The sequence below is a fragment of the Clostridium sp. CS1-1 genome (assembly GCF_056135525.1).
Genome location: NZ_CM148680.1, coordinates 2,468,918 through 2,488,242, shown reverse-complemented (window position 1 = coordinate 2,488,242; position 19,325 = coordinate 2,468,918). Strand labels below are relative to the sequence as shown.

Annotated in this window: 18 protein-coding genes, 4 other RNA genes and 2 riboswitches; of the genes, 14 read left to right on the top strand and 8 right to left on the bottom strand. The window is 32.3% G+C overall.

Annotated features, from left to right (window positions below; translation table 11 throughout):
* Nucleotides 1–146: 146 nt before the first annotated feature.
* The 3 genes from AC0N0V_RS11690 (at nucleotide 147) to AC0N0V_RS11680 (ending at nucleotide 2,435) form a co-directional block, all read left to right on the top strand.
* Nucleotides 147–701, top strand: coding sequence for a flavodoxin family protein (locus tag AC0N0V_RS11690; protein ID WP_474464324.1), 555 nt, complete (start codon nucleotides 147–149; stop codon nucleotides 699–701).
* A 339-nt stretch (nucleotides 702–1,040) separates the two neighbouring features.
* Entirely contained in the window at nucleotides 1,041–1,463 is a 423-nt protein-coding gene (locus AC0N0V_RS11685) for a VOC family protein (RefSeq protein ID WP_474464322.1), read from the top strand.
* Nucleotides 1,464–1,571: 108 nt separating this feature from the next.
* Nucleotides 1,572–2,435 carry a MerR family transcriptional regulator gene (locus AC0N0V_RS11680; protein ID WP_474464320.1) on the top strand — a complete coding sequence of 288 codons (864 nt, stop codon included), beginning with the start codon at nucleotides 1,572–1,574 and terminating at the stop codon, nucleotides 2,433–2,435.
* A gap of 160 nt (nucleotides 2,436–2,595) precedes the next feature.
* On the opposite strand, the gene AC0N0V_RS11675 is transcribed toward AC0N0V_RS11680, so the two are convergent.
* Nucleotides 2,596–3,759: an Ig-like domain-containing protein gene (locus AC0N0V_RS11675; RefSeq protein ID WP_474464318.1), complete on the bottom strand. Its 1,164-nt coding sequence runs from the start codon at nucleotides 3,757–3,759 to the stop codon at nucleotides 2,596–2,598.
* 408 nt (nucleotides 3,760–4,167) lie between these two features.
* Here AC0N0V_RS11675 and nagZ point away from each other — a divergent pair, with 408 nt between their 5' ends.
* From nagZ to AC0N0V_RS11655, 4 genes are all read left to right on the top strand, one after another.
* On the top strand, nucleotides 4,168–5,604 hold the full coding sequence (nagZ, locus tag AC0N0V_RS11670; RefSeq protein ID WP_474464316.1) for a beta-N-acetylhexosaminidase: 1,437 nt from the start codon (nucleotides 4,168–4,170) through the stop codon (nucleotides 5,602–5,604).
* Between the two features lie 205 nt (nucleotides 5,605–5,809).
* Nucleotides 5,810–5,908, top strand: a complete 99-nt coding sequence (locus AC0N0V_RS11665) for a ParA family protein (RefSeq protein ID WP_474464314.1) — start codon at nucleotides 5,810–5,812, stop codon at nucleotides 5,906–5,908.
* A 13-nt stretch (nucleotides 5,909–5,921) separates the two neighbouring features.
* Nucleotides 5,922–6,572 (top strand): hypothetical protein, encoded by a 651-nt coding sequence (locus tag AC0N0V_RS11660; protein ID WP_474464313.1) that lies wholly within the window; start codon nucleotides 5,922–5,924, stop codon nucleotides 6,570–6,572.
* A 197-nt stretch (nucleotides 6,573–6,769) separates the two neighbouring features.
* A complete protein-coding gene (locus AC0N0V_RS11655) occupies nucleotides 6,770–7,630 on the top strand; it encodes a nitroreductase family protein (RefSeq protein ID WP_474464311.1) in 861 nt (286 codons plus the stop codon).
* A 230-nt stretch (nucleotides 7,631–7,860) separates the two neighbouring features.
* Here the strand turns inward: AC0N0V_RS11655 and ade are convergent, their stop codons facing one another.
* The gene (gene ade, locus AC0N0V_RS11650) at nucleotides 7,861–9,597 is read right to left on the bottom strand and encodes an adenine deaminase (RefSeq protein WP_474464308.1); all 1,737 of its coding nucleotides are present in this window, start codon (nucleotides 9,595–9,597) and stop codon (nucleotides 7,861–7,863) included.
* A gap of 30 nt (nucleotides 9,598–9,627) precedes the next feature.
* Nucleotides 9,628–9,729, bottom strand: a riboswitch (purine riboswitch).
* Between the two features lie 379 nt (nucleotides 9,730–10,108).
* On the opposite strand from ade, the gene AC0N0V_RS11645 reads away from it, so the two are divergent.
* Both AC0N0V_RS11645 and AC0N0V_RS11640 read left to right on the top strand, forming a co-directional pair.
* Entirely contained in the window at nucleotides 10,109–10,537 is a 429-nt protein-coding gene (locus AC0N0V_RS11645; RefSeq protein WP_474464307.1) for a nucleotidyltransferase domain-containing protein, read from the top strand.
* Nucleotides 10,524–10,985: a hypothetical protein gene (locus AC0N0V_RS11640; protein WP_474464305.1), complete on the top strand. Its 462-nt coding sequence runs from the start codon at nucleotides 10,524–10,526 to the stop codon at nucleotides 10,983–10,985. The genes AC0N0V_RS11645 and AC0N0V_RS11640 overlap by 14 nt, the downstream gene beginning before the upstream one ends.
* Before the next feature lie 137 nt (nucleotides 10,986–11,122).
* On the opposite strand, the gene ssrS (AC0N0V_RS11635) is transcribed toward AC0N0V_RS11640, so the two are convergent.
* Together ssrS (AC0N0V_RS11635) and ffs (AC0N0V_RS11630) are read right to left on the bottom strand one after the other, a co-directional pair.
* A non-coding RNA gene (gene ssrS, locus AC0N0V_RS11635) (6S RNA) lies at nucleotides 11,123–11,315 on the bottom strand.
* An 83-nt stretch (nucleotides 11,316–11,398) separates the two neighbouring features.
* Nucleotides 11,399–11,663, bottom strand: an RNA gene (gene ffs, locus AC0N0V_RS11630) — signal recognition particle sRNA large type.
* A 271-nt stretch (nucleotides 11,664–11,934) separates the two neighbouring features.
* On the opposite strand from ffs (AC0N0V_RS11630), the gene AC0N0V_RS11625 reads away from it, so the two are divergent.
* The 4 genes from AC0N0V_RS11625 to AC0N0V_RS11610 all read left to right on the top strand — a co-directional run bounded on the left by AC0N0V_RS11625 (nucleotide 11,935) and on the right by AC0N0V_RS11610 (nucleotide 15,930).
* Nucleotides 11,935–12,510, top strand: coding sequence for a hypothetical protein (locus AC0N0V_RS11625; RefSeq protein WP_474464303.1), 576 nt, complete (start codon nucleotides 11,935–11,937; stop codon nucleotides 12,508–12,510).
* A 118-nt stretch (nucleotides 12,511–12,628) separates the two neighbouring features.
* Nucleotides 12,629–12,713: riboswitch (ZMP/ZTP riboswitch) on the top strand.
* Between the two features lie 185 nt (nucleotides 12,714–12,898).
* Nucleotides 12,899–14,575, top strand: a complete 1,677-nt coding sequence (locus AC0N0V_RS11620; RefSeq protein WP_474464301.1) for a formate--tetrahydrofolate ligase — start codon at nucleotides 12,899–12,901, stop codon at nucleotides 14,573–14,575.
* 478 nt (nucleotides 14,576–15,053) lie between these two features.
* Nucleotides 15,054–15,188, top strand: coding sequence for a hypothetical protein (locus tag AC0N0V_RS11615; protein ID WP_474464299.1), 135 nt, complete (start codon nucleotides 15,054–15,056; stop codon nucleotides 15,186–15,188).
* Complete coding sequence (locus AC0N0V_RS11610; RefSeq protein ID WP_474464297.1) at nucleotides 15,127–15,930, top strand: GDSL-type esterase/lipase family protein; 804 nt, start codon at nucleotides 15,127–15,129, stop codon at nucleotides 15,928–15,930. The genes AC0N0V_RS11615 and AC0N0V_RS11610 overlap by 62 nt, the downstream gene beginning before the upstream one ends.
* 9 nt (nucleotides 15,931–15,939) lie before the next feature.
* On the opposite strand, the gene ssrS (AC0N0V_RS11605) is transcribed toward AC0N0V_RS11610, so the two are convergent.
* The 3 genes from ssrS (AC0N0V_RS11605) to AC0N0V_RS11595 form a co-directional block, all read right to left on the bottom strand.
* Nucleotides 15,940–16,132, bottom strand: a non-coding RNA gene (ssrS, locus tag AC0N0V_RS11605) — 6S RNA.
* A 13-nt stretch (nucleotides 16,133–16,145) separates the two neighbouring features.
* Nucleotides 16,146–16,409, bottom strand: an RNA gene (ffs, locus tag AC0N0V_RS11600) — signal recognition particle sRNA large type.
* A 149-nt stretch (nucleotides 16,410–16,558) separates the two neighbouring features.
* On the bottom strand, nucleotides 16,559–17,116 hold the full coding sequence (locus AC0N0V_RS11595; RefSeq protein ID WP_474464294.1) for a DUF6143 family protein: 558 nt from the start codon (nucleotides 17,114–17,116) through the stop codon (nucleotides 16,559–16,561).
* 480 nt (nucleotides 17,117–17,596) lie between these two features.
* On the opposite strand from AC0N0V_RS11595, the gene rarD reads away from it, so the two are divergent.
* Nucleotides 17,597–18,499, top strand: a complete 903-nt coding sequence (gene rarD / locus AC0N0V_RS11590; RefSeq protein ID WP_474464292.1) for an EamA family transporter RarD — start codon at nucleotides 17,597–17,599, stop codon at nucleotides 18,497–18,499.
* Between the two features lie 103 nt (nucleotides 18,500–18,602).
* On the opposite strand, the gene AC0N0V_RS11585 is transcribed toward rarD, so the two are convergent.
* The gene (locus tag AC0N0V_RS11585; RefSeq protein WP_474464291.1) at nucleotides 18,603–19,142 is read right to left on the bottom strand and encodes a TetR/AcrR family transcriptional regulator; all 540 of its coding nucleotides are present in this window, start codon (nucleotides 19,140–19,142) and stop codon (nucleotides 18,603–18,605) included.
* Nucleotides 19,143–19,325: the final 183 nt, after the last annotated feature.

Here is a 19,325-nt window from a genome sequence, read left to right as displayed (position 1 = left end):
AAGCAACCTCCATTACTTATATAAATATTAGTAACTAAACATTTTTTGCGTACTTGTTGATTTATATGTTACTTAATATAATAAAGTTAGTCAATAGATAATTGACTGATTCAAGAAAATTTTATATTTAAAAGGAGAAATAAGAGATGTCAAAGGTAGTTATTTTCAACGGTAGTCCAAGAAAGAATGGATATACTGCAAAATTATTAGAACAAGTGGCAAAAGGAGTTAAATCTAAAGGTGCTGAGGTTATTGAATTTGATTTAAATGATTCTGGAATTCGTGGATGTCAAGGATGCTTTTATTGTCGTACTCATGATGGTTGTGCAGTTAATGATTATCTTCAACCGATGTATGAAGCTATTAAGGGAGCAGATGCTATCGTATTTGGGTCTCCAATATATTATTATACAATTACAGGACAATCAAAAGTTTGGTTTGATCGTACATTCCCAATGCTTGGGAACGATTATAAGCCAAAGTATCCAGATAAAAAGTTAATAACAATATTTACTCAAGGGAATCCTGATCCTAAGATAGGTACGGAAGGCGTTAAGTTTGCCAATAATATGTTAGAAGAATTAGGCTGGAAGTTACAGGATAGCATTCATTACTGCGGAACTAGTCATAATCCTGATTCAGCAATGTTTGATGAGTTATCTTTAAGAGCATTTAAAGACGGGGAAAATTTAGTTGAATAAATTTTTAACACACCAGGTATCCAATAAGCACAATGGTAGATGAAATTAAATTGTAATAAATATCTACATGGTTAGAATACAATCTTCTTAAACTATGAATCAATAATAAGTAAGTGAGATTTATAGCCTTAGCCATTGATTTTAATTGGCTAAGGCTATATTTATAAGTAAAAATAGCGCATCACAAGTAATATAAAATTGGTTATAATATATAATGATTACATAAAACATTATAACGAATATTGGGCGTATTATTTAATTTTATAAGTGAAGTATAAATTATAATTTATTTGTTGGTTAATTATCGTTTTAATTATAATAGAATAAGGAGGAAAAATAATGATTCAATCAGTTGTACATATTGCTTTAGTAGTAAAAGATTATGATGAAGCAATCGAGTTTTATACAAAAAAACTTCATTTTACATTAGTAGAAGATACATATCAACCTGAGCAAGAAAAAAGATGGGTAGTAGTATCTCCACCAGGTTCAAATGGAACAACAATATTACTTGCAAGAGCATCTAAGCCAGAACAAGAGCCTTTTATAGGAAACCAAGCAGGGGGAAGAGTTTTTCTTTTCTTAGGAACTGATGATTTTTTGCGTGATTATAATGAAATGAGAAAAATAGGAATAGACTTTGTTAGAGAACCTAAAAAACAGGATTATGGAACGGTTGCAGTATTTAAAGATTTATATGGCAACTTGTGGGATTTAGTTGAGTTCAATGAAAATCATCCAATGTTCAAAAGAGTTAAATAAATTCCAACTTAAGGTTGAGTATAATAAGTAGTAAATTTATAAAACTCTCAAAACACTATTGACTATTACCTTAGGGGTTAAGTTAAAGTTAAACTAGAGGTGATAAGAATGCTAATAAGAGAAGTTTCCAAAGAAACTGATTTAACAAAAAAAGCTATAGAATATTACTATGAACATGGATTAATAAATCCTCAAATATTAGACAATGGGTATCGAGATTTTTCAAGTGAAGATATAGAGAAGTTGAAAAAAATTTCTTTATATCGAAAATTAGGATTAAACATATCTGACATAAAAGCTATTCTGAAAAATCCAAATTTATTAACAGATATTGTTTATAAAAAATCTTTAGAATTAGATCGACAGAAAGAAAAACAAGTGGTACTAAAAAAGTTATGCGATGGAAATAAATTAGAAAATGTAGAAAGAGAAATAAATTATATTACAGCGAAATCAACCATTTTAGAAAGGTTACTAGATATGTTTCCAAGCTATTATGGAAGAGTTTTTAGCATGAATTTTTCCTATTATCTTAATGGAATAATAGAAACAGAAGAACAAAAACAAGCCTTTGAGGAAGTTGTAGAATTTTTAGATAATAGTCCTAATTTAGAAATTCCAAAGGATTTACAAGATTATTTAGATGGATATACAAGTAAGTTTAGCATAAATGATATAACTAAAATCATAAAATCAAAAGAAGAAAATGTAAAAAACTATGAAGAATTTATGAAAAATAATAAAGATGCATTAAAGGAATATATTGAGTACAAAAAAACTGATGAATACAAAAACTCTCCAGCAAATAAATTAATGGAGCTTGCTAAACAATTTTGCCAATCAAGTGGTTATTATCATAAATTTATTCCTGCAATGAGGAGATTAAGTGTAGAATATAATCAATATTATGAAAGATTATTAGAAGTAAATGAAAAATTTATTAAAGACTATCCAGAAACAAAAAAATGGTAGTCAGACAAATTCCAATTTGTCTGATTGAACAAAACTAACATTATGTGTGGTTTAATTAATATATATTTCCTAAGTTTGTTATATTATTTGTATTACGGATGTAGATGCACTTCGTCTACATCATTAAAGCCCACGATTGATGTCGCGGGCTTTTCAATAGTTACTTATATTTCCAATGATTTGAATGTCCCTTAGCTTTGCCTTTGTTTTCTTCTACATATATATAACATTTAGCAGAGTATTTTCCATCATCTGTAGTTACAGTTATTATGGCAATTCCACTATTTAATCCTACAACTCTTCCATCAGAAGAGACTATGGCAACTTCAGGATTATCTGATTCCCACTTTACGGATTTATGTGCTGCGTTATCCGGGAAAACTATAGCTGTCAATTTTTTGTTTTGTCCTTGTTTCATTGTAACAACCGGTCTGTTTACTCTTATACTTGTAACAGGAAGGGTATTATCTATTTTGCTTGATACTGTAACTTGGCAATTAGCTGTATATCCACCATCCACAGTTTTTGCTGTTATTACAGCTACTCCCTGTGATTTTGCTGTTATCACTCCACTTGAGCTTACAGATGCAATACTGGTATCACTTGATGTCCATGTTATAGCTTTATTACTTGCGGTAATAGGGGATATGGTTGCATATATTGTTGCGGTTTGGTTAACTTCCATATTTATTAACGACTTATTAAGCTTTAATCCTGTAACGCCTATTCCAGTGTATGGAATTTGATCAGCTGCTACAGCTCCAGGTGTTGGATTTTGATCCTTGCCTAGCAAACGCATATCAAATCCTGTTTGAGGATATCGATATGTCACACTTTTTTTAACTTCAAAGTTTTCTTTATCGTAATTAGCTCTTATAGTCACAGCACCGTCATCTTTAGCTAGTAAAATGCTTTCAGATGTACTATTGCTTAGAACTGCATTTGCAAGTGGGAGTGTCATATACCTATCTTCGGTAAGATTTGTTCCATAAAATGTATTAAAGTTTACGAGTGAGGTATTACTTCTTGTACAAATCACCAATGCAGACTTTGATGGCATAATCTTTGAATTTGTTATGTCAACATTTTGATAAGGTAATTTATACTCCTTTAAATCTATCGCATTATCTGAATTATTGTATAACTCAATATACTCATAAGCATCATCACCAGTTTGAGACATAGGCATAACCTCGGTTATCAGAAGCTCTGGTCCGCTTGATGCTGCATATGCCTTGGAGTATGATGTTACTACTGATAAAGACAGAGCAAGTAACGTAGACAATGAAAAATTAATTATTTTTGAATTACTTTTTATTTTCATATCTATCCCTCCATGATATTTTTTCCAAACAAATAGTTACATAGTACAAAATGTCCCTAAATCTATCTCTTGTAAATAACTAAATATAATCTTTAGTGTTTAAACACCAGGTTATCCGAATGGTATAGTAAATTTTAAAGTTGGTTAAGAGTTTTTAATTTAATGTATATCACCACCAATAAATAGTTTAAATTAGTAAGGTTTATCCCATGATTATCATAATATAGAATAATACCCCTATATATTAATTCGAACTAATTCCAAAATTTAGGGGGGTACTTTATTAATTATTTTGAAAAAATTTATTTTTCGAATAATATTGGGAAAATAATATTTGCTATACGTAACAGTTCCTTAATAGAGAACATAATATAGCATAGAAAGACATGTGAAAGTGGTGAAAATTTTATGCTGTATCATCTCAACAGGCAGTGTCCACAAAACCAGTATTCCTATATTATTAAACCAGGAGATACGTTATATAAAATTGCTCTAGCACATTATGTGAGCCTTGCAAGTATCCTGGAAGCAAATCCGGGAATCAATCCCAATTATCTTTCGGTTGGGCAACATATATGCATACCTCTTGGATGTCCCTCAGGGCATTCTACTTATACGATAAAAAGTGGAGATACCTTGTTTTCAATAGCCGGTAAATATTCTGTAACCATTCAAGAATTATTGTCTGCGAATCCTCAGATAGCAAATCCCAATGCAATATTTATTGGACAAAAGCTTTGCGTGCCGGTATACGATCCTATAGCAAAGTTGATCAGTGAAATGACACTGGAAGAAAAAATTGGTCAAATGATTGTAGTAGGATTCGATGGCTATGAAGTTAATGACCAGGTCAGGTCTTTGATTAGAAATTATCATGTTGGCGGCTTTATTTTATATGGATATAATGTGAAGAACGCGAGCCAGCTTTTAGCTTTAATAAACTATATAAAGATTACTAATCGTATAAATAAAATACCTTTATTTATATCGGTTGATGAGGAAGGCGGAAGGGTAAGCAGGATGCCTTCAGGGTTTAGAAAGTTTCCTTCTAATGAAGTAATAGGGAAAGTGAACAATGGTGAGCTTTCCTATAAGATTGGATATACCATAGCGGAAGAAACAAAAGCATTTGGCTTTAACATGGATTTTGCACCTGTCTTGGATATAAACAGTAATCCCAACAATCCTGTAATAGGAGACAGATCATTTGGCTCCAATGCTCAAATTGTAAGCAAATTGGGTGTACAGACCATGAAAGGTATCCAGGCTGGTGGTGTAATCCCAGTTGTCAAGCATTTTCCAGGACATGGTGATACATCTGTTGACTCTCATGTAGGACTGCCAGCTGTCAGCAATGATCTGAACAGGCTTAAAAGCTTTGAATTGATACCTTTTGAAGCTGCAATCAATAATGGAGCAGATGCAGTAATGGTTGCCCACATATTATTATATAAAATTGATTCGGCATATCCTGCTTCGTTATCGAAGACAATAATTACAGATATTTTAAGAGGGCAATTAGGCTTCATGGGTGTAGTTATTACTGATGATATAACAATGGGTGCAATTGTCAAATACTACGATATAAGCAATGCTGCCGTTATATCAGTTAATGCAGGAAGCGATATAGTTTTAGTGGCCCATAGTTATGATTATGAAGAAAAAGTAATTAATGCTTTAATAAATGCAGCAAGAAATGGCACAATTTCTATGGAAAGGATAAATGAGAGCGTATACAGGATACTGAAGTTAAAACAAAAATATAACTTAAATGATGCTACAATAAACTCAATCGATGTTAATAAAATCAATAATGATATTGAGGCTATTCAGCAGCAAATATAGGGATTTAGAGTAGAAAAAGGAGGGATAGACAATTGACTTCATCAGGATTAACATGAGTCAGCTTCATTTGAAAAGTTATTGACTGATACGGTTTGCATTTGGCTTCTCTTCAAATACGCTATTAGTTTAACGATATCACATGCATAGTTAAGTTCCCTAAATAATAATATAGATATGGTGAGTAATTTACTTAATGGGGGAGCCAATGGCTAAAATCGTTAGCATAATTAATTTAAAGGGTGGAGTTGGTAAAACTACTACAACCGTGGCCTTAGCAGCCAAGTTTATTAGTAGAGCAATTTAAAAGAGAGGTTTGTATGAGTAAAAAAAATGAAATAATTAAATTATTCGAACTTGGAATGGAAGACAAGGAGATTGCAAGTAAAATTGGAGCTAGTTTAAAATATGTTAGACAGGTAAAAAAGGCTATAGAAACATCAACTCTAGACAATGGAGCGAAGGCCATAGATGAAAGCCAAACAGGCGCTGATTATATTAATGAAGAGATAAATAAATTAAAGTTTAAAATAGAAGAACAGGAAAAAATGATTCAGTATATACTTAATAGTAAACAAGAAGAGGATATTAGTAACTCGGAAAGTATTATAATGAAAATAGAAGAAGTTGAAAATTTTATTAAAGATATTGAAAAGGAATATAAACATATAAAAGATTTTAAGGTAAAGTTTACTATAGAATGGGATAGCTCTTTTGTTAAAAAAATTGAAAATATCACAGAAGATAAACCCTTATTTGACCCAATTGTGTTTTATAGAAAAGAGGGAGAAAGAAAATTAAAGGACAAACTTAATTATCTCTCCAATGGAGAATTAATACAGATTATAAAAGAATATGTACCAGATCTTAAGGGGTACGCTTATAAGTGGAAAAACAAAGACAAGTTAGTGCAGTATATTTTAGATAAAGTTAAAGATTTTGCGGAAAGTGGTAGGGTATTTTATACTTAGCCTTAAAAAATAGATTGTGGTATTGTAAAATCACATTATCATATTGAATTTTAGAAATGTTAAAGCTAAAAGCCAATGCTTAATAAGCATTGGCTTAATTGCATGAATTCTATCAAAGTTTAAAGTTATAACTACACTATAATTAAACAAAGTTTGGTATAATTAAAAAAGAATAAATTAGGGAGATATAAATAAACATGGAAAATGAACAATTTCAACTATTCGATAGATCTATTTCAGATATTATAAAAATCAGAACATCTGTTAGAACTTATAAGAACGAACCCATCTCAAAAGAAATAGAAGAAAAATTAATAAACTTTTGTACTGATTTAAAAGGTCCTTTTAGTTCTAAAGTTAGATTTAAAATAATCGGCAGTAATAAGACGCCTTCAGGCTCAAGCGTAAAATTGGGTACTTATGGTGTTATCAAAGGAGCCACATCTTTTATAGCTTCTGCGGTAGAAAAAGAAGATAGAAACATGGAAGAACTGGGATACGAAATGGAAAAGCTTATATTATACTGTACTTCCTTAGGTGTTGGAACTTGCTGGCTTGGAGGCACATTTAAAAAGGGTGAATTTGCTAAAGCAATAGATTTAAAAGATAGCGAATTGCTTCCAATAGTAACTCCTATCGGTAATCCCAGCGAAAATAGAAGTATAGTTGATTCCTTATTTAGGCTAGCTTCAGGATCAAAAAACAGAAAAGCTTGGAATGAACTTTTCTACGATGGTAACTTTGAAAAGACTTTATCAAAGGAAGAGGCTAATGAGTATTCAATAGCTTTAGAGATGGTACGCCTTGCTCCATCAGCCTCTAATAAGCAGCCCTGGAGAATAGTAAAGGATGAGGATAGTTTTCATTTTTATTTACAACGTACAAAAGGATACGGTGCTGCTTTAGAGTATGATATACAAAAAATAGATATGGGTATTGCAATGTGCCATTTCGAGTTAACTGCTAGGGAGTATGGATTAAAGGGTGAGTGGCAGTTTAATAAATCCTTATCTACAAATGAAAATAACGCAGAATATATAATAAGTTGGAAGAGGTAGTATGTTGTAAATGTAAATGATAAAATGCAATACGAGTATGATTTTGTACCTACTACGTACTTTCAAAGCCAATGCTTAAAAATAAAATGTACCTTATAGAGTAGACACTAAAAAAAGTCTACTCTATAAGGTACATTTTATATCTAACTGTTAATTAGAGGTTTTTATATTATATTTCCCAAGAACAACTATTATTGAAAGTCATAATAAGCTGCTTTGGATATAACCTATTATTCTGCTGCATTTATAAATTTGAAATCTATAACATCAAATAATCCCTTATCAGTTATCTTTAGAGCAGGAATTACCGGAAGAGACAAAAAGGATAAAGTTAAAAACGGATTAAAACTAATACCCGGTGAAATCTCATTTACTGCATTATTTAGTAAATAAAGATCAGATATTACTTCCTGTGACTTACGGATTGTTATAAGTCCTCCAATTTCGAGCTTAATACTAGCCAATACCTTTTGATCGTTAACAACGATTATACCTCCGCCTATTTCTTTAAGTTTTTTCACTGCAAAAATCATATCTTCATCACTACAACCGGCAACAATCATATTATGAGAATCATGAGCTATTGTTGTTGCTATTGCGCCTGATTTTATATTCAAACCTTTAATAATTCCAAGTCCAATGTTCCCAGTTCCTTTATGTCTTTCAATGACAGCTATTTTAATCAAGTCTTTTTTTATATCTGAGTTAAATTCTTCCTTATTATTTAATTCACTTATATTAAGCCTTAAATGATTGCTTTCTAACTTATTTGGTATTATTTCAATAACATTTAGTATGCTTTTATCCTTTAAGCCAATTTTAAAGCTTTCTTTCGTGAGTTCAGGTAGGTTTATGCTATTTTTATTTTCATATATAAAATTACTTTCAGGAACTACATTTAGAATTTTACCATTTTTAACTACTAGGTTACCGTTTTTATAAACGGAATCTATTTTAAAGTTTTCAAGTTCCTCTAATATTATAAAATCTGCTGTGAATCCTGGCGCAATTGCCCCTTTGTACTTCAGCTTGTAGCACTCTGCGGTGTTTAAGGTGGCCATCTGTATTGCATTCTCAGGTTTTATACCAAGATTGATAGACATCCTAATGGAGTTATCTATACTGCCGTTTTCAAGCAGGTCATCTATATGCTTATCATCGGTACAAAAGCAAACTCTTCTTGAATTACTTATATTAGTTGCTTTAATTAATTCCTTAAGATTCTTTGCTACAGTGCCCTCTCTTATAAGTGCATACATACCTCTTCTTAATCTATCGACAACTTCCTGTGAACTTTGGCACTCATGGTCTGTTGTAATATTTGCGGTAGTATAAACATTAAGCATTGTTTCTTCAAATCCCGCACCATGGCCATCTATAACTAGGCCTCTTTCCCTTGCATCCCACAGTTTGTTAATCATATCTTCTTCACACTCTAAAACCGCTGGTGAATTCATTACCTCCGCTAGGCCTAACACCTTTTCATTATTATATAATGTGGATAAATCCTCACTGTTTAAAACAGCACCTGAGTTTTCAAGGCTTGTTGCTGGCACGCAGGAAGAAAGCATGAAATAAAAATCCAAGGGAAGATTTTCACTTAGTTTTATCATTAGCTTTATTCCTTCAATCCCCATGACATTCGCTATTTCATGAGGGTCTGTAATTATCGAGGTTATTCCATGAATAAGTGCTGCCTTATAATACTCATTCGGAGTTGTTAGAGAAGATTCTATATGAGCATGAGCATCAATAAGGCCTGGACAAATATACTTACTGGTTCCATCTATAACTGTTTGCGCGTCATAAGTTCCTAGACCTACAATGTATCCATCTTTTACGGCTACATCTGCTGTAAATATTTCGTTTTGAAATACATCTACTATATTAACGTTTTTTATTACTAAGTCGCATAGTTCCTTTTTTGCGGCTGCTTTAATTTGAGTCTTAAAAGTATTTTTATCCATGCTCTAGTCCACCTTTGAAAATATTTAACCTTCGTGGATTTAAATCTTTATAGTTATACTATTTATGGTAGTATAGTAGAAACACCCAAACCATATTATTGGGTTTATACAAAGGTTATTTTTACTATTATATGAAAATTACTTATTTATGTCAAAGAATTTTAAGAAAAGCCAATGCTTACAGATAAAGTTTTTGTTTGTCCTACAAAACACTTACCTTACATAGACTTTTCAAGAGAGGTCGGAATAGATGCTATTTCAGGATACTTAGCTCGGGTATCAGTTGTGGTATACATATCGTCCTCTTGCATCACAAATTATATCTCCTTAAATTTATTAATTAGCTTGTTCAATTATAAGGAATTAATGTTAATTGATTAAAAGAACGAATATGTGCTACAATTAATTTGAAATACTACAAGATATGTAAATTGTATGACTTTGTTAACTTATAAGAATAAATAAAAATGTACGAGAAGAATTATAGATACTTTGATTAGGGGGGAGTTTCATGGGTGGCGATATACAAAATAATAAGTTGTTATCATCTACCAGTTTGCCACGATGCGATGAGAATATAATCTCTTTAACCTTATTTGGTAGTTACAATACCAAGTTTTGGCATAAGGAAAGAAGTGATATTGATATATTAATACTAGTTAAGAATTCAAGTTTCGATTTGGAATTTAAATTAGAGGAATACTATTCCCCATTACTAAGAGATTATTTCCAATATGATAATATTCATTTTACTTTTATAGCTTTAAATGATTTTGATACAGTGTTTGCAGATATTTACATAGATTTTACAGATAAAATAATTTTTGATGTGAATTTACATTATGATTTTCTATTATATATTAGCAAATTTAACAGAATTAACGAAAATCTAATTAATCTAGTTAGAAAGGATTGGGAATCAAAGTGTGGTATATTATAGAGATAAAAAAGAGAGGATAAATGATAAATTTAATAGTGCATATGACTTTTTAATTAGGATTAGAAAGGCTGTGGAATTATATTGTGAATCACCAAATGATATAATAGCAAGAGGGATGACCGGATATTTTTCGGATTTTACAGAATATATCATAGATATTTGTGAAACTTACTTAGTGATTAATGATAGGTATAACCCAAGATTAAGTGGAGTGGACTTAGTTAAGTCAGCGGCAAGTTTTGGACTAATGGACGACTTTCTTCGTGATTTTATGATTAAATGTATTACTCTTAGAAATAGATTTACACATGATTATTATAAAAGAGATATTGCTGAAAAAGATATAATAAAGTTTTGTCATTCAGAAATAATATACTTAGATATATTCTTAGAAACATCTAATGATTTTATAAGACTAAATTATAAATTTAATGAATTTATAAAATAGAAATAAGTATGTTTTTAAGTTAAGTAAAAAGCGGATAGTCATCGGATAAAATTTGTGATAACATAATCTATACTAAAATTATGTTAAATCTAAAAAGCCAATGCTTAAAGAACTAAGCATTGGATTGATTTTTAATGTTTATATCCAAAATACCGGTACTCTGATTTTGATACCTATCTCTCGATAGGTGGGTGTCAGCATAGATGTTTCAATCGCCCATAATGCCGCAGGCGGACTCACAAACAGGTACATTTCTTCATCTAACTTATCGGACTCCCAAAGCATAAATGTAGGTTCAAAATAAGAGCTTAACGAGTATTTCAGAAACAGAGTTTATTAACTTTTGTACGTCATCCGCGAGGAGTTAATCATTTTAAACAAAACTTAGCTGGATGACTTATAATTTATGTACATCGTGCACCCACTGTTGACAATAACTCCACCCACGCTTCAGATCCAGTTAGCTCAAACCAGGTTTTTCCACGGCACTCAGAAGTTATCACTTACCGCTGCTTCCTTCCGGACCTGACGGATTTCATGAGCTTCTGCTGCATGGGACCCAATTCTCAATACCACTTTGATCAGGCAGACTAAGCAGTTAAAGCCTATAGTGGGAGTTCAATCCTGCTATAGCGGATTGCAGGTTACAGGGCACCGCTGGCTCCCCATCTAGCACGAATTTTATCTTTAAATAAGTTGTTTACTTGTTGTGAGATTATAATAACATAATTAATGTACCTATTCAAGGGGTATATTCATAGTAAATTTAGGTTATAAATCCTAAATAAGTCTCCAGCATTTCAAATATTGAATACAAATCTCATAAAACTAATAGAAAAATAGATGCCGAGCTTGCTCCTTGTTCATATATACTGAGTAGCAACTCTCAGAATGTCTCATATACTATTAATGGTGAGGTTTTAACCGTATCAATATAAAGGAGTATTATATGCTTAATAGACAATTTCCCTATTGTCCTTACTACATGAATCAGGCTACCTACCCATCCTTCGATGCAGAGTGGAGAAACATGGCACAAAGATTTGCAGCCATAAGTGGTACCGTTACAAGAATTGAAGATTTTTCTCCTAGTCCAAGTGATGTATCAGGAGGCTGCTATAAGTTAATGTCACTCGAAAGCAAAACCAGTGGACCAGTAAATTTTGTGATATCCCCGACAACTTACTTTGTAGATCATGAAGTAGTAGAGGTAGGAGATGTTGTAACTGGATTTTACGATGCAAACGCACCTGTACCTTTAATTTATCCTCCGCAATATCCTGCAATTGTTATGGCAAAAGACACAGGGTATGAAAATGTTACCGTAGACTATTTTGATAATCAACTTATAAGCAGCGATGGAAATCTAAAACTAAATATCGCCCCATCTACTGAGGTAATTCTGACAAACGATCAGCTTTTTAATAAATACCCTGGAAATAGAAATCTAATTGTTGTCTACGGAGCTACAACCATGAGTATACCTGCCCAAACTACTCCATATAAAATCATTGTTCTTTGCTAAAACAAGTTATTTACATTTACCAATTGACATAATTTACATTGTCGTTTAAAATATAAAATATAGTCAAAGAATTCACAATTAAATGCATGTTTAAAAAATAACTTTTATTTTTTAAACTGAAGAGTCACATAACTGGCGGAAGTGGAGTTTACCACAGGGAGTGTGATTGCAAAGTAAAAATGTCGACCGCCTGGGCAAAAGTCCAGGGGGTTTTATATTTTTTTGTAACTCCTGGACATCTTTAATTGAAGCAAGATCTTAATTCATATGGTGATTCTTTTGCCATATCTGGATTTTAGAGCTGCGAATGCATGGCTTACTTGGCGTAAGCCAGGTTAAAATAGAAATGAAAAAATAAAAGAAAAATAGAGATGGGGGTATTTTAAAAATGGTTTTTAAATCAGATATCGAAATAGCACAGGAGTGTAAACCACAAGATATTAGGGAAATTGCATCAAAAATAGGTGTTTCAGAGAACGACATAGAACTTTATGGAAAATATAAGGCCAAAGTAGATTACAACTTATTAAACAAAACGCCAGGAAAAAATGGAAAACTGATATTATGTACAGCAATCAATCCAACACCAGCAGGTGAAGGAAAAACTACTACATCAATAGGTGTAGCGGATGCTTTATCAAAAATAGGTAAAAATACAATAGTTGCATTAAGAGAACCGTCACTCGGACCAGTATTTGGTGTAAAAGGTGGAGCAGCAGGCGGCGGATATGCACAGGTTGTTCCAATGGAAGATATTAATCTACACTTTACTGGCGACTTCCATGCAATTGGAGCAGCTAACAATTTATTGGCAGCAATGATAGACAACCATATATATCACGGAAATACTTTAGACATTGACCCAAGAAGAATAGTTTGGAGAAGATGCGTTGACATGAACGACAGACAATTAAGATTTGTTGTTGATGGTATGGGCGGAAAAGTTAATGGAATGCCAAGGGAAGATGGCTTTGACATAACAGTTGCTTCAGAAATCATGGCTATATTCTGTTTAGCAAGCGATATCGATGACTTAAAAGAGAGATTAGCTAGAATAGTTGTAGGATATACAAGAAGTGGAGCTCCAGTAACAGCTGGACAAATAAACGCTCAAGGTGCTATGGCTGCATTACTTAAAGATGCATTAAAGCCAAATCTAGTTCAAACACTTGAAGGAACACCAGCATTTGTACATGGTGGACCATTTGCAAACATAGCTCATGGATGTAACTCAATAATGGCTACAAAAATGGCAACTCACTTTGCTGATTATGTAGTTACAGAAGCGGGATTCGGCGCTGACCTTGGTGCTGAAAAGTTCTTAGATATAAAATGTAGAATGGCTGGATTAAAACCAGATGCAGTAGTTATAGTTGCTACAGTTAGAGCATTAAAATATAACGGTGGAGTTCCAAAGGCTGAATTAAACAATGAGAACTTAGAAGCTCTTGAAAAAGGACTTCCAAACTTATTAAAACATGTTGAAAACATAACTAAGGTATTTGGCTTACCTGCAGTAGTAGCAATAAATGAATTCCCAACTGATAGTCAAGCAGAATTAGACTTAGTTGAAGCTAGATGTAAAGAGCTAGGTGTTAATGTTAAAGTTTCAAGAGTTTGGGCAAAAGGCGGAGAAGGCGGAGTTGAAGTAGCTAAGGAAGTAATAAGATTAATTGAAGCTGGAGAAAATAAATTCCAATTTGCTTATGACTCAGAACTACCAATAAGAGAGAAAATAAGAGCAATAGCTCAAAAGATATATGGTGCAGATGATGTTACATTTGCAGATCAAGCTAATAAAGAAATTGATGAACTAGAGAAAAATGGATTTGGAAAAACTCCAGTTTGTATGGCAAAAACTCAGTATTCTTTAACTGATGATCAAACTAAGCTTGGAAGACCAACAGGATTTAATATAACTGTAAGACAAGTAACAGTTTCAGCAGGAGCTGGTTTTGTTGTTGCAGTAACTGGAGCAATAATGAAGATGCCAGGACTTCCAAAAGTTCCAGCAGCTGAAAAAATTAATGTTGACAATAGTGGAGTAATAAGCGGATTATTCTAAAAATAATATAATAGATGTAGAAATATCTTAAGATAAAACTGGCTTAGTATTATAATATTAAGTCAGTTTTATTCCAATTTCTATGCAAGTGTCTTCAGTATATATACAAATTGAAGGCACTTTTATTATTTGTACAGTTAAATATTCAAAGTAAGAGATAAACAGAGTTCTTGGAATCAGATGGAGTTTTAACTCCACCTGATGCTTAGAAATCGTTATCCAGGGACGTAGCCGCTCGCAACGTACTCTTGTAGAAAAGCAGATATCCCAAATCTCCGATTTGGTGATAGTCGCTTTCACAGAGTGCGAGGGAGTATTAGAGCGGGTAGTCATCGGATAAAGGGCATTTGAGGCGTTTAGTAAGGAACTAGTGATACGATAACTAAAAGGTATTTAGGAATAATTATTATCGAAATATCCGATCTAAGTTTAGTTTCAGTTATGTTTATCCATAACTGTTTAAGATAAATGGAGGATTATGTACAAATATGTAGAATATTATGCAGTAAAGGAAATAAGTGAAATAAATATACTCTATACAGGAGACAAGTATGAAAAGGACAATAAGGGAAAAAACGAAAAAAAAGAAAAAAAGGATAAAAAGAATAAATAGGATAACAACCTTAATATTAATTACCGCGCTTATATTATTCAATCAATCAATTTGCGTAGATTTAGAAAAATCGGATAAGGTTGATAATGTAACTTCAAAAGCACTAGCAGAAAATGAAACTGTTAAATCTCAATTAAATAATATAAATTTAAGTAAAGATATCTATAGTGAGTATTACATAAATAAAGTAACAAGCTTTATGGCTTCAGATAGCGGCAAGGGAAAAATAGTGTTTTTAGGAGATAGTTTGACTGATATATGTGATTGGAGTGAATTATTCAATAGTAATGAAATAATAAATAGAGGAATTAGTCTTGATACTACAGATGGTGTTTTGAATAGACTAAGTGAAGTTACAAGGCTTAATCCAAAGAAGGTTTTTATTATGATAGGAATAAATGATATCGGAAAGGGAAGAAGTACAAGGAGTATAATATATAATTATAAAAAAATATTAGATTTTATAAAGGAGAATTCTGGATCAACTACAATATACGTTCAAAGTCTACTTCCCATAAATAAGGATATATTTAAAACTGCCACAAAGAATGAGGAGATAATAAATCTAAATAAGGAGCTAGCTAAACTTTGCGATAGCAGTGGAGTCAACTATGTAGATTTATATTCTCTATTTGCGGTAGAAAATAATAAACTTAATCCTGAATATACTATTGGTGGGCTGCATGTAAATGGTAAGGGGTATCTTGTATGGAAAAAGGCTATTGAGCTGTATTGTAACTAATATCTAAAGTTTATATCCAAAATATCGGTACTCTAATTTTGACACCTATCTCTCAATAGGTGGGTGTCAGCATAGATGTTTCAATCGCCCATAATGCCGCAGGCGGACTCACAAACGGGTACATTTCTTCATCTAACTTATCGGACTCCCAAAGCATAAATGTAGGTTCAAAATAAGAGCTTAACGAGTATTCCAGAAAATATAATTTATGTACATCGTGCACCCACCGTCGACAGTAATCTACTAACGCTTCAGACCCAGTTAGCTCAAATCAGGTTTTTCCACGGCACTCAGAAGTTATCACTTACCGCTGCTTCCTTCCGGACCTGACGGATTTCATGAGTTTCTGCTGCATGGGACCCAATTCTCAGTACCACTTTGATCAGGCAGACTCAGCAAATTAAAGCCTAAGTGGGAGTTCAATCCTGCTGTAGCGGGTTGCAGGTTACAGGGCACCGCTGGCTCCCCATCTAGCACGAATTCTATTTTTAAATAAGTTGTTTGCTCGTTGTGAGATTATAATAACATGATTAATGTCCTTATTCAAGGAATATATGATGGTAAGTTTGGGTTGAAATTCTAATTAATAAAAGATATTTATATTGAAGTTCAGACTTCACGCCATTTATCATCTTGGTTGTTCCCACCATCCAAATGCAACTATAGCTTTATTAAGTTTTGAACTTGATGATTTTAAAAAGACTACATAGTTCCCACAAGGGGGTATTATAAACTTCCCATCTTCCTCAGAAACCAAAGTTGTATTTGGAGGCACTATTCTTTTATATATATTGACTCCTCCTTGAGGAAGTTCATCGGTAGATTCTACATATCTAATTTGAACCTTATTCTTTGGGGGTGGTATTAAAGCTGTATTTGCTGGACTAATTTTATTTGATATTTTTCCTTTTCCAGGTGGATTAGTATTAAGCCATATTTCAGCAGTTAAATATTCATTGGAAAAATTAGAGATAGTGAAAACATTTACGTATAAATTTAAGTGCGAATTACATGGATTGAATAAACCAGCCCATGCATTTGAACCATTGCCTACAAATAAAGATTTTGTTTGTCCTACAAAATACTGACCTTGCAAAGACTTTTCTAGGGAGATAGGAATAGATACTACTTCAGGATACTTAGACTGTGTGTTAGTTGTGGTATAAATATCGTTTTCTTGCGTCATAGATTACACCTTCTTAAATTTATTAAATAGCTTGTCTAATAATAAAATAATAATTTAGTATCGTTCTAATTAGGATTTGGATTATTCTTTTATCTACAAATATATCTTTTTCAGTATATATTATGTATATCAGAATAAACTGTGCAAAAAGTTTGTATGATACATAAAGTATATAATTATTAGTGTGCTTATAAACTGCACAAGAAGTAAGGCAATTAATAGATGTACTCATAGAAATCCTTCCAATAAATGCAACATGACATTGTTAGTAATTATCAGTCTAACTTTATTGAATTATTTATGGAAAAAGCAGGAGTTAAAAAGTATATTAATACTATTTAAATTAGCAGCTTATTAAGATATAATATAAAAAGTGCTGTTTTTCAGAGATAGTATCATAGAAAAGATAAGTAGGAAAATTATTCAACAGTACATGCATTTTTGAAAGTGAAAGATGGATGAAGAAGAGGGGGAAGATAAATGCATAATGAAAAGACTGCTGGTGTAGTATATACAGCTGCTGCATATATATTATGGGGTATTCTGCCTATATACTGGAAATTAATAAATAGTGTATTTTCAATGGAGATTTTAGCTAACAGAATTGTGTGGGCCTTTGTATTTACGGTTGTAGTTATCGCAGTAACCAAACAATGGGAAGAGTTAAAGCGTATTGCAAAGGATAAAAAACAAATGTTATATATATTTATTGCATCAATTCTTATTGCCTTTAACTGGGGATTATATATTTGGTCTGTTAATTCAGGTAAGATTGTAGACGCTAGCCTAGGGTATTATATTAATCCATTATTCTCAGTTGCACTAGGAGTTATGTTCTTCAAGGAAAAGCTTACTTATTGGCAAAAGGCTGCGCTTTTTATTGCTGCTACTGGTGTTATAATCAAAGCTCTACAATATGGCAGTATTCCGTGGATTTCCTTGGGACTAGCTATTTCCTTTGGATTATATGGAGCAATGAAGAAGTCAGTTAGGGCTAATTCTATAGTTGGACTAACTCTCGAAACAACTATGCTCACTCCGATTGCTGCAGCATATATAGCATCAAGGCATTTTAGTGGAGTAAGTGCTTTTGACAGAGAAGGTACGGTAGTAATTCTTCTACTTATAGGTGCTGGCGTAGTTACAGCTATTCCACTGCTGCTTTTCGCAAGTGGAGCAAGGAGACTTCCTATGTCAGTTCTAGGTTTCATTCAATATATTTCACCAACAATAAGCTTGATTATTGGAATTTTTATGTATCATGAAGCTTTTACAATGGTGGATATGATAAGCTTTGGGTTTATATGGGCGGCACTAGCTGTATATTCTCTTTCACAAGTGGATTTTGCTAAAAAACTTAAGGATGCAGAACAGTTTAGCTAAAGATTATGGAACTCAACAATAAACTTATTACACACTTAAAAACAAAGGATAATTCAAAAGCCAATGCTTAACAATACTAAGCATTGGCTTAAATTTTAATAAATTAGTAACATTCCTTTGATAAATCAATGAGCCTTTCCATAAGTTTAGCTTTTGTATCTTCTGGGAACACTTCTAATCCTAAAAGGTTAGAAAATGCTATACCGTCACAAGCAAAACTTATCACTAGTGCCATAATGGGATCTTTACACTCATTAATCTTTTCAAACCATTCTTTACGTTTTTCAAGTACTGGATGAAGAAGGTCTTGATTTGAAGCAACTGCTGCAAGAATACCGTACATAGTGTTTGTGTCAAGTTTGCATTGATTAAATTGTTCACAAATAAAAGACATCATCCAATTATAAGGAGAAGCTTCTGATAGAGCTCTCTCTCTATCAGAAACCCTAGACTGGAACAAATCAATATAATTCTCTACAAGTCCTTTGATTAATTTATCCTTGCTTGGATAGTGATGCAGCAGTCCTCCCTTGCTTATTCCAGCCTCTTTTGCAACCTCATCTAAGGTGAAACAATTTAGACCTTTTTCTGCAATAACTTTATTTGCAACATCAAGGATTCTTTTTTTTATTGAACTGTTCATAATATTAACTTCTCCTTTTTAAAAAATTAACAATTTTCCCTCTTTAATAAAATTACTATTTATGTTATATTATAATAACTAATTAATACCGTCTGGACGGTATGTTAATCTTATCAAACCCAAAAATACTTGTCAAGGAAATGACTAGGATAATATGTATGAATAGGATAAGAATAACAAATA

What these genes read in the sequence shown, in the direction of transcription:
- AC0N0V_RS11675 (WP_474464318.1), bottom strand. Translation starts at nt 3,759, where the DNA reads ATGAAAATAAAAAGTAATTCAAAAATAATTAATTTTTCATTGTCTACG.
- AC0N0V_RS11645 (WP_474464307.1), top strand. Translation starts at nt 10,109, where the DNA reads ATGGGTGGCGATATACAAAATAATAAGTTGTTATCATCTACCAGTTTG.
- nagZ (WP_474464316.1), top strand. Translation starts at nt 4,168, where the DNA reads ATGCTGTATCATCTCAACAGGCAGTGTCCACAAAACCAGTATTCCTAT.
- rarD (WP_474464292.1), top strand. Translation starts at nt 17,597, where the DNA reads ATGCATAATGAAAAGACTGCTGGTGTAGTATATACAGCTGCTGCATAT.
- AC0N0V_RS11615 (WP_474464299.1), top strand. Translation starts at nt 15,054, where the DNA reads ATGTACAAATATGTAGAATATTATGCAGTAAAGGAAATAAGTGAAATA.
- AC0N0V_RS11610 (WP_474464297.1), top strand. Translation starts at nt 15,127, where the DNA reads ATGAAAAGGACAATAAGGGAAAAAACGAAAAAAAAGAAAAAAAGGATA.
- AC0N0V_RS11660 (WP_474464313.1), top strand. Translation starts at nt 5,922, where the DNA reads ATGAGTAAAAAAAATGAAATAATTAAATTATTCGAACTTGGAATGGAA.
- AC0N0V_RS11665 (WP_474464314.1), top strand. Translation starts at nt 5,810, where the DNA reads ATGGCTAAAATCGTTAGCATAATTAATTTAAAGGGTGGAGTTGGTAAA.
- ade (WP_474464308.1), bottom strand. Translation starts at nt 9,597, where the DNA reads ATGGATAAAAATACTTTTAAGACTCAAATTAAAGCAGCCGCAAAAAAG.
- AC0N0V_RS11680 (WP_474464320.1), top strand. Translation starts at nt 1,572, where the DNA reads ATGCTAATAAGAGAAGTTTCCAAAGAAACTGATTTAACAAAAAAAGCT.
- AC0N0V_RS11595 (WP_474464294.1), bottom strand. Translation starts at nt 17,116, where the DNA reads ATGACGCAAGAAAACGATATTTATACCACAACTAACACACAGTCTAAG.
- AC0N0V_RS11690 (WP_474464324.1), top strand. Translation starts at nt 147, where the DNA reads ATGTCAAAGGTAGTTATTTTCAACGGTAGTCCAAGAAAGAATGGATAT.
- AC0N0V_RS11625 (WP_474464303.1), top strand. Translation starts at nt 11,935, where the DNA reads ATGCTTAATAGACAATTTCCCTATTGTCCTTACTACATGAATCAGGCT.
- AC0N0V_RS11620 (WP_474464301.1), top strand. Translation starts at nt 12,899, where the DNA reads ATGGTTTTTAAATCAGATATCGAAATAGCACAGGAGTGTAAACCACAA.
- AC0N0V_RS11685 (WP_474464322.1), top strand. Translation starts at nt 1,041, where the DNA reads ATGATTCAATCAGTTGTACATATTGCTTTAGTAGTAAAAGATTATGAT.
- AC0N0V_RS11655 (WP_474464311.1), top strand. Translation starts at nt 6,770, where the DNA reads ATGGAAAATGAACAATTTCAACTATTCGATAGATCTATTTCAGATATT.
- AC0N0V_RS11585 (WP_474464291.1), bottom strand. Translation starts at nt 19,142, where the DNA reads ATGAACAGTTCAATAAAAAAAAGAATCCTTGATGTTGCAAATAAAGTT.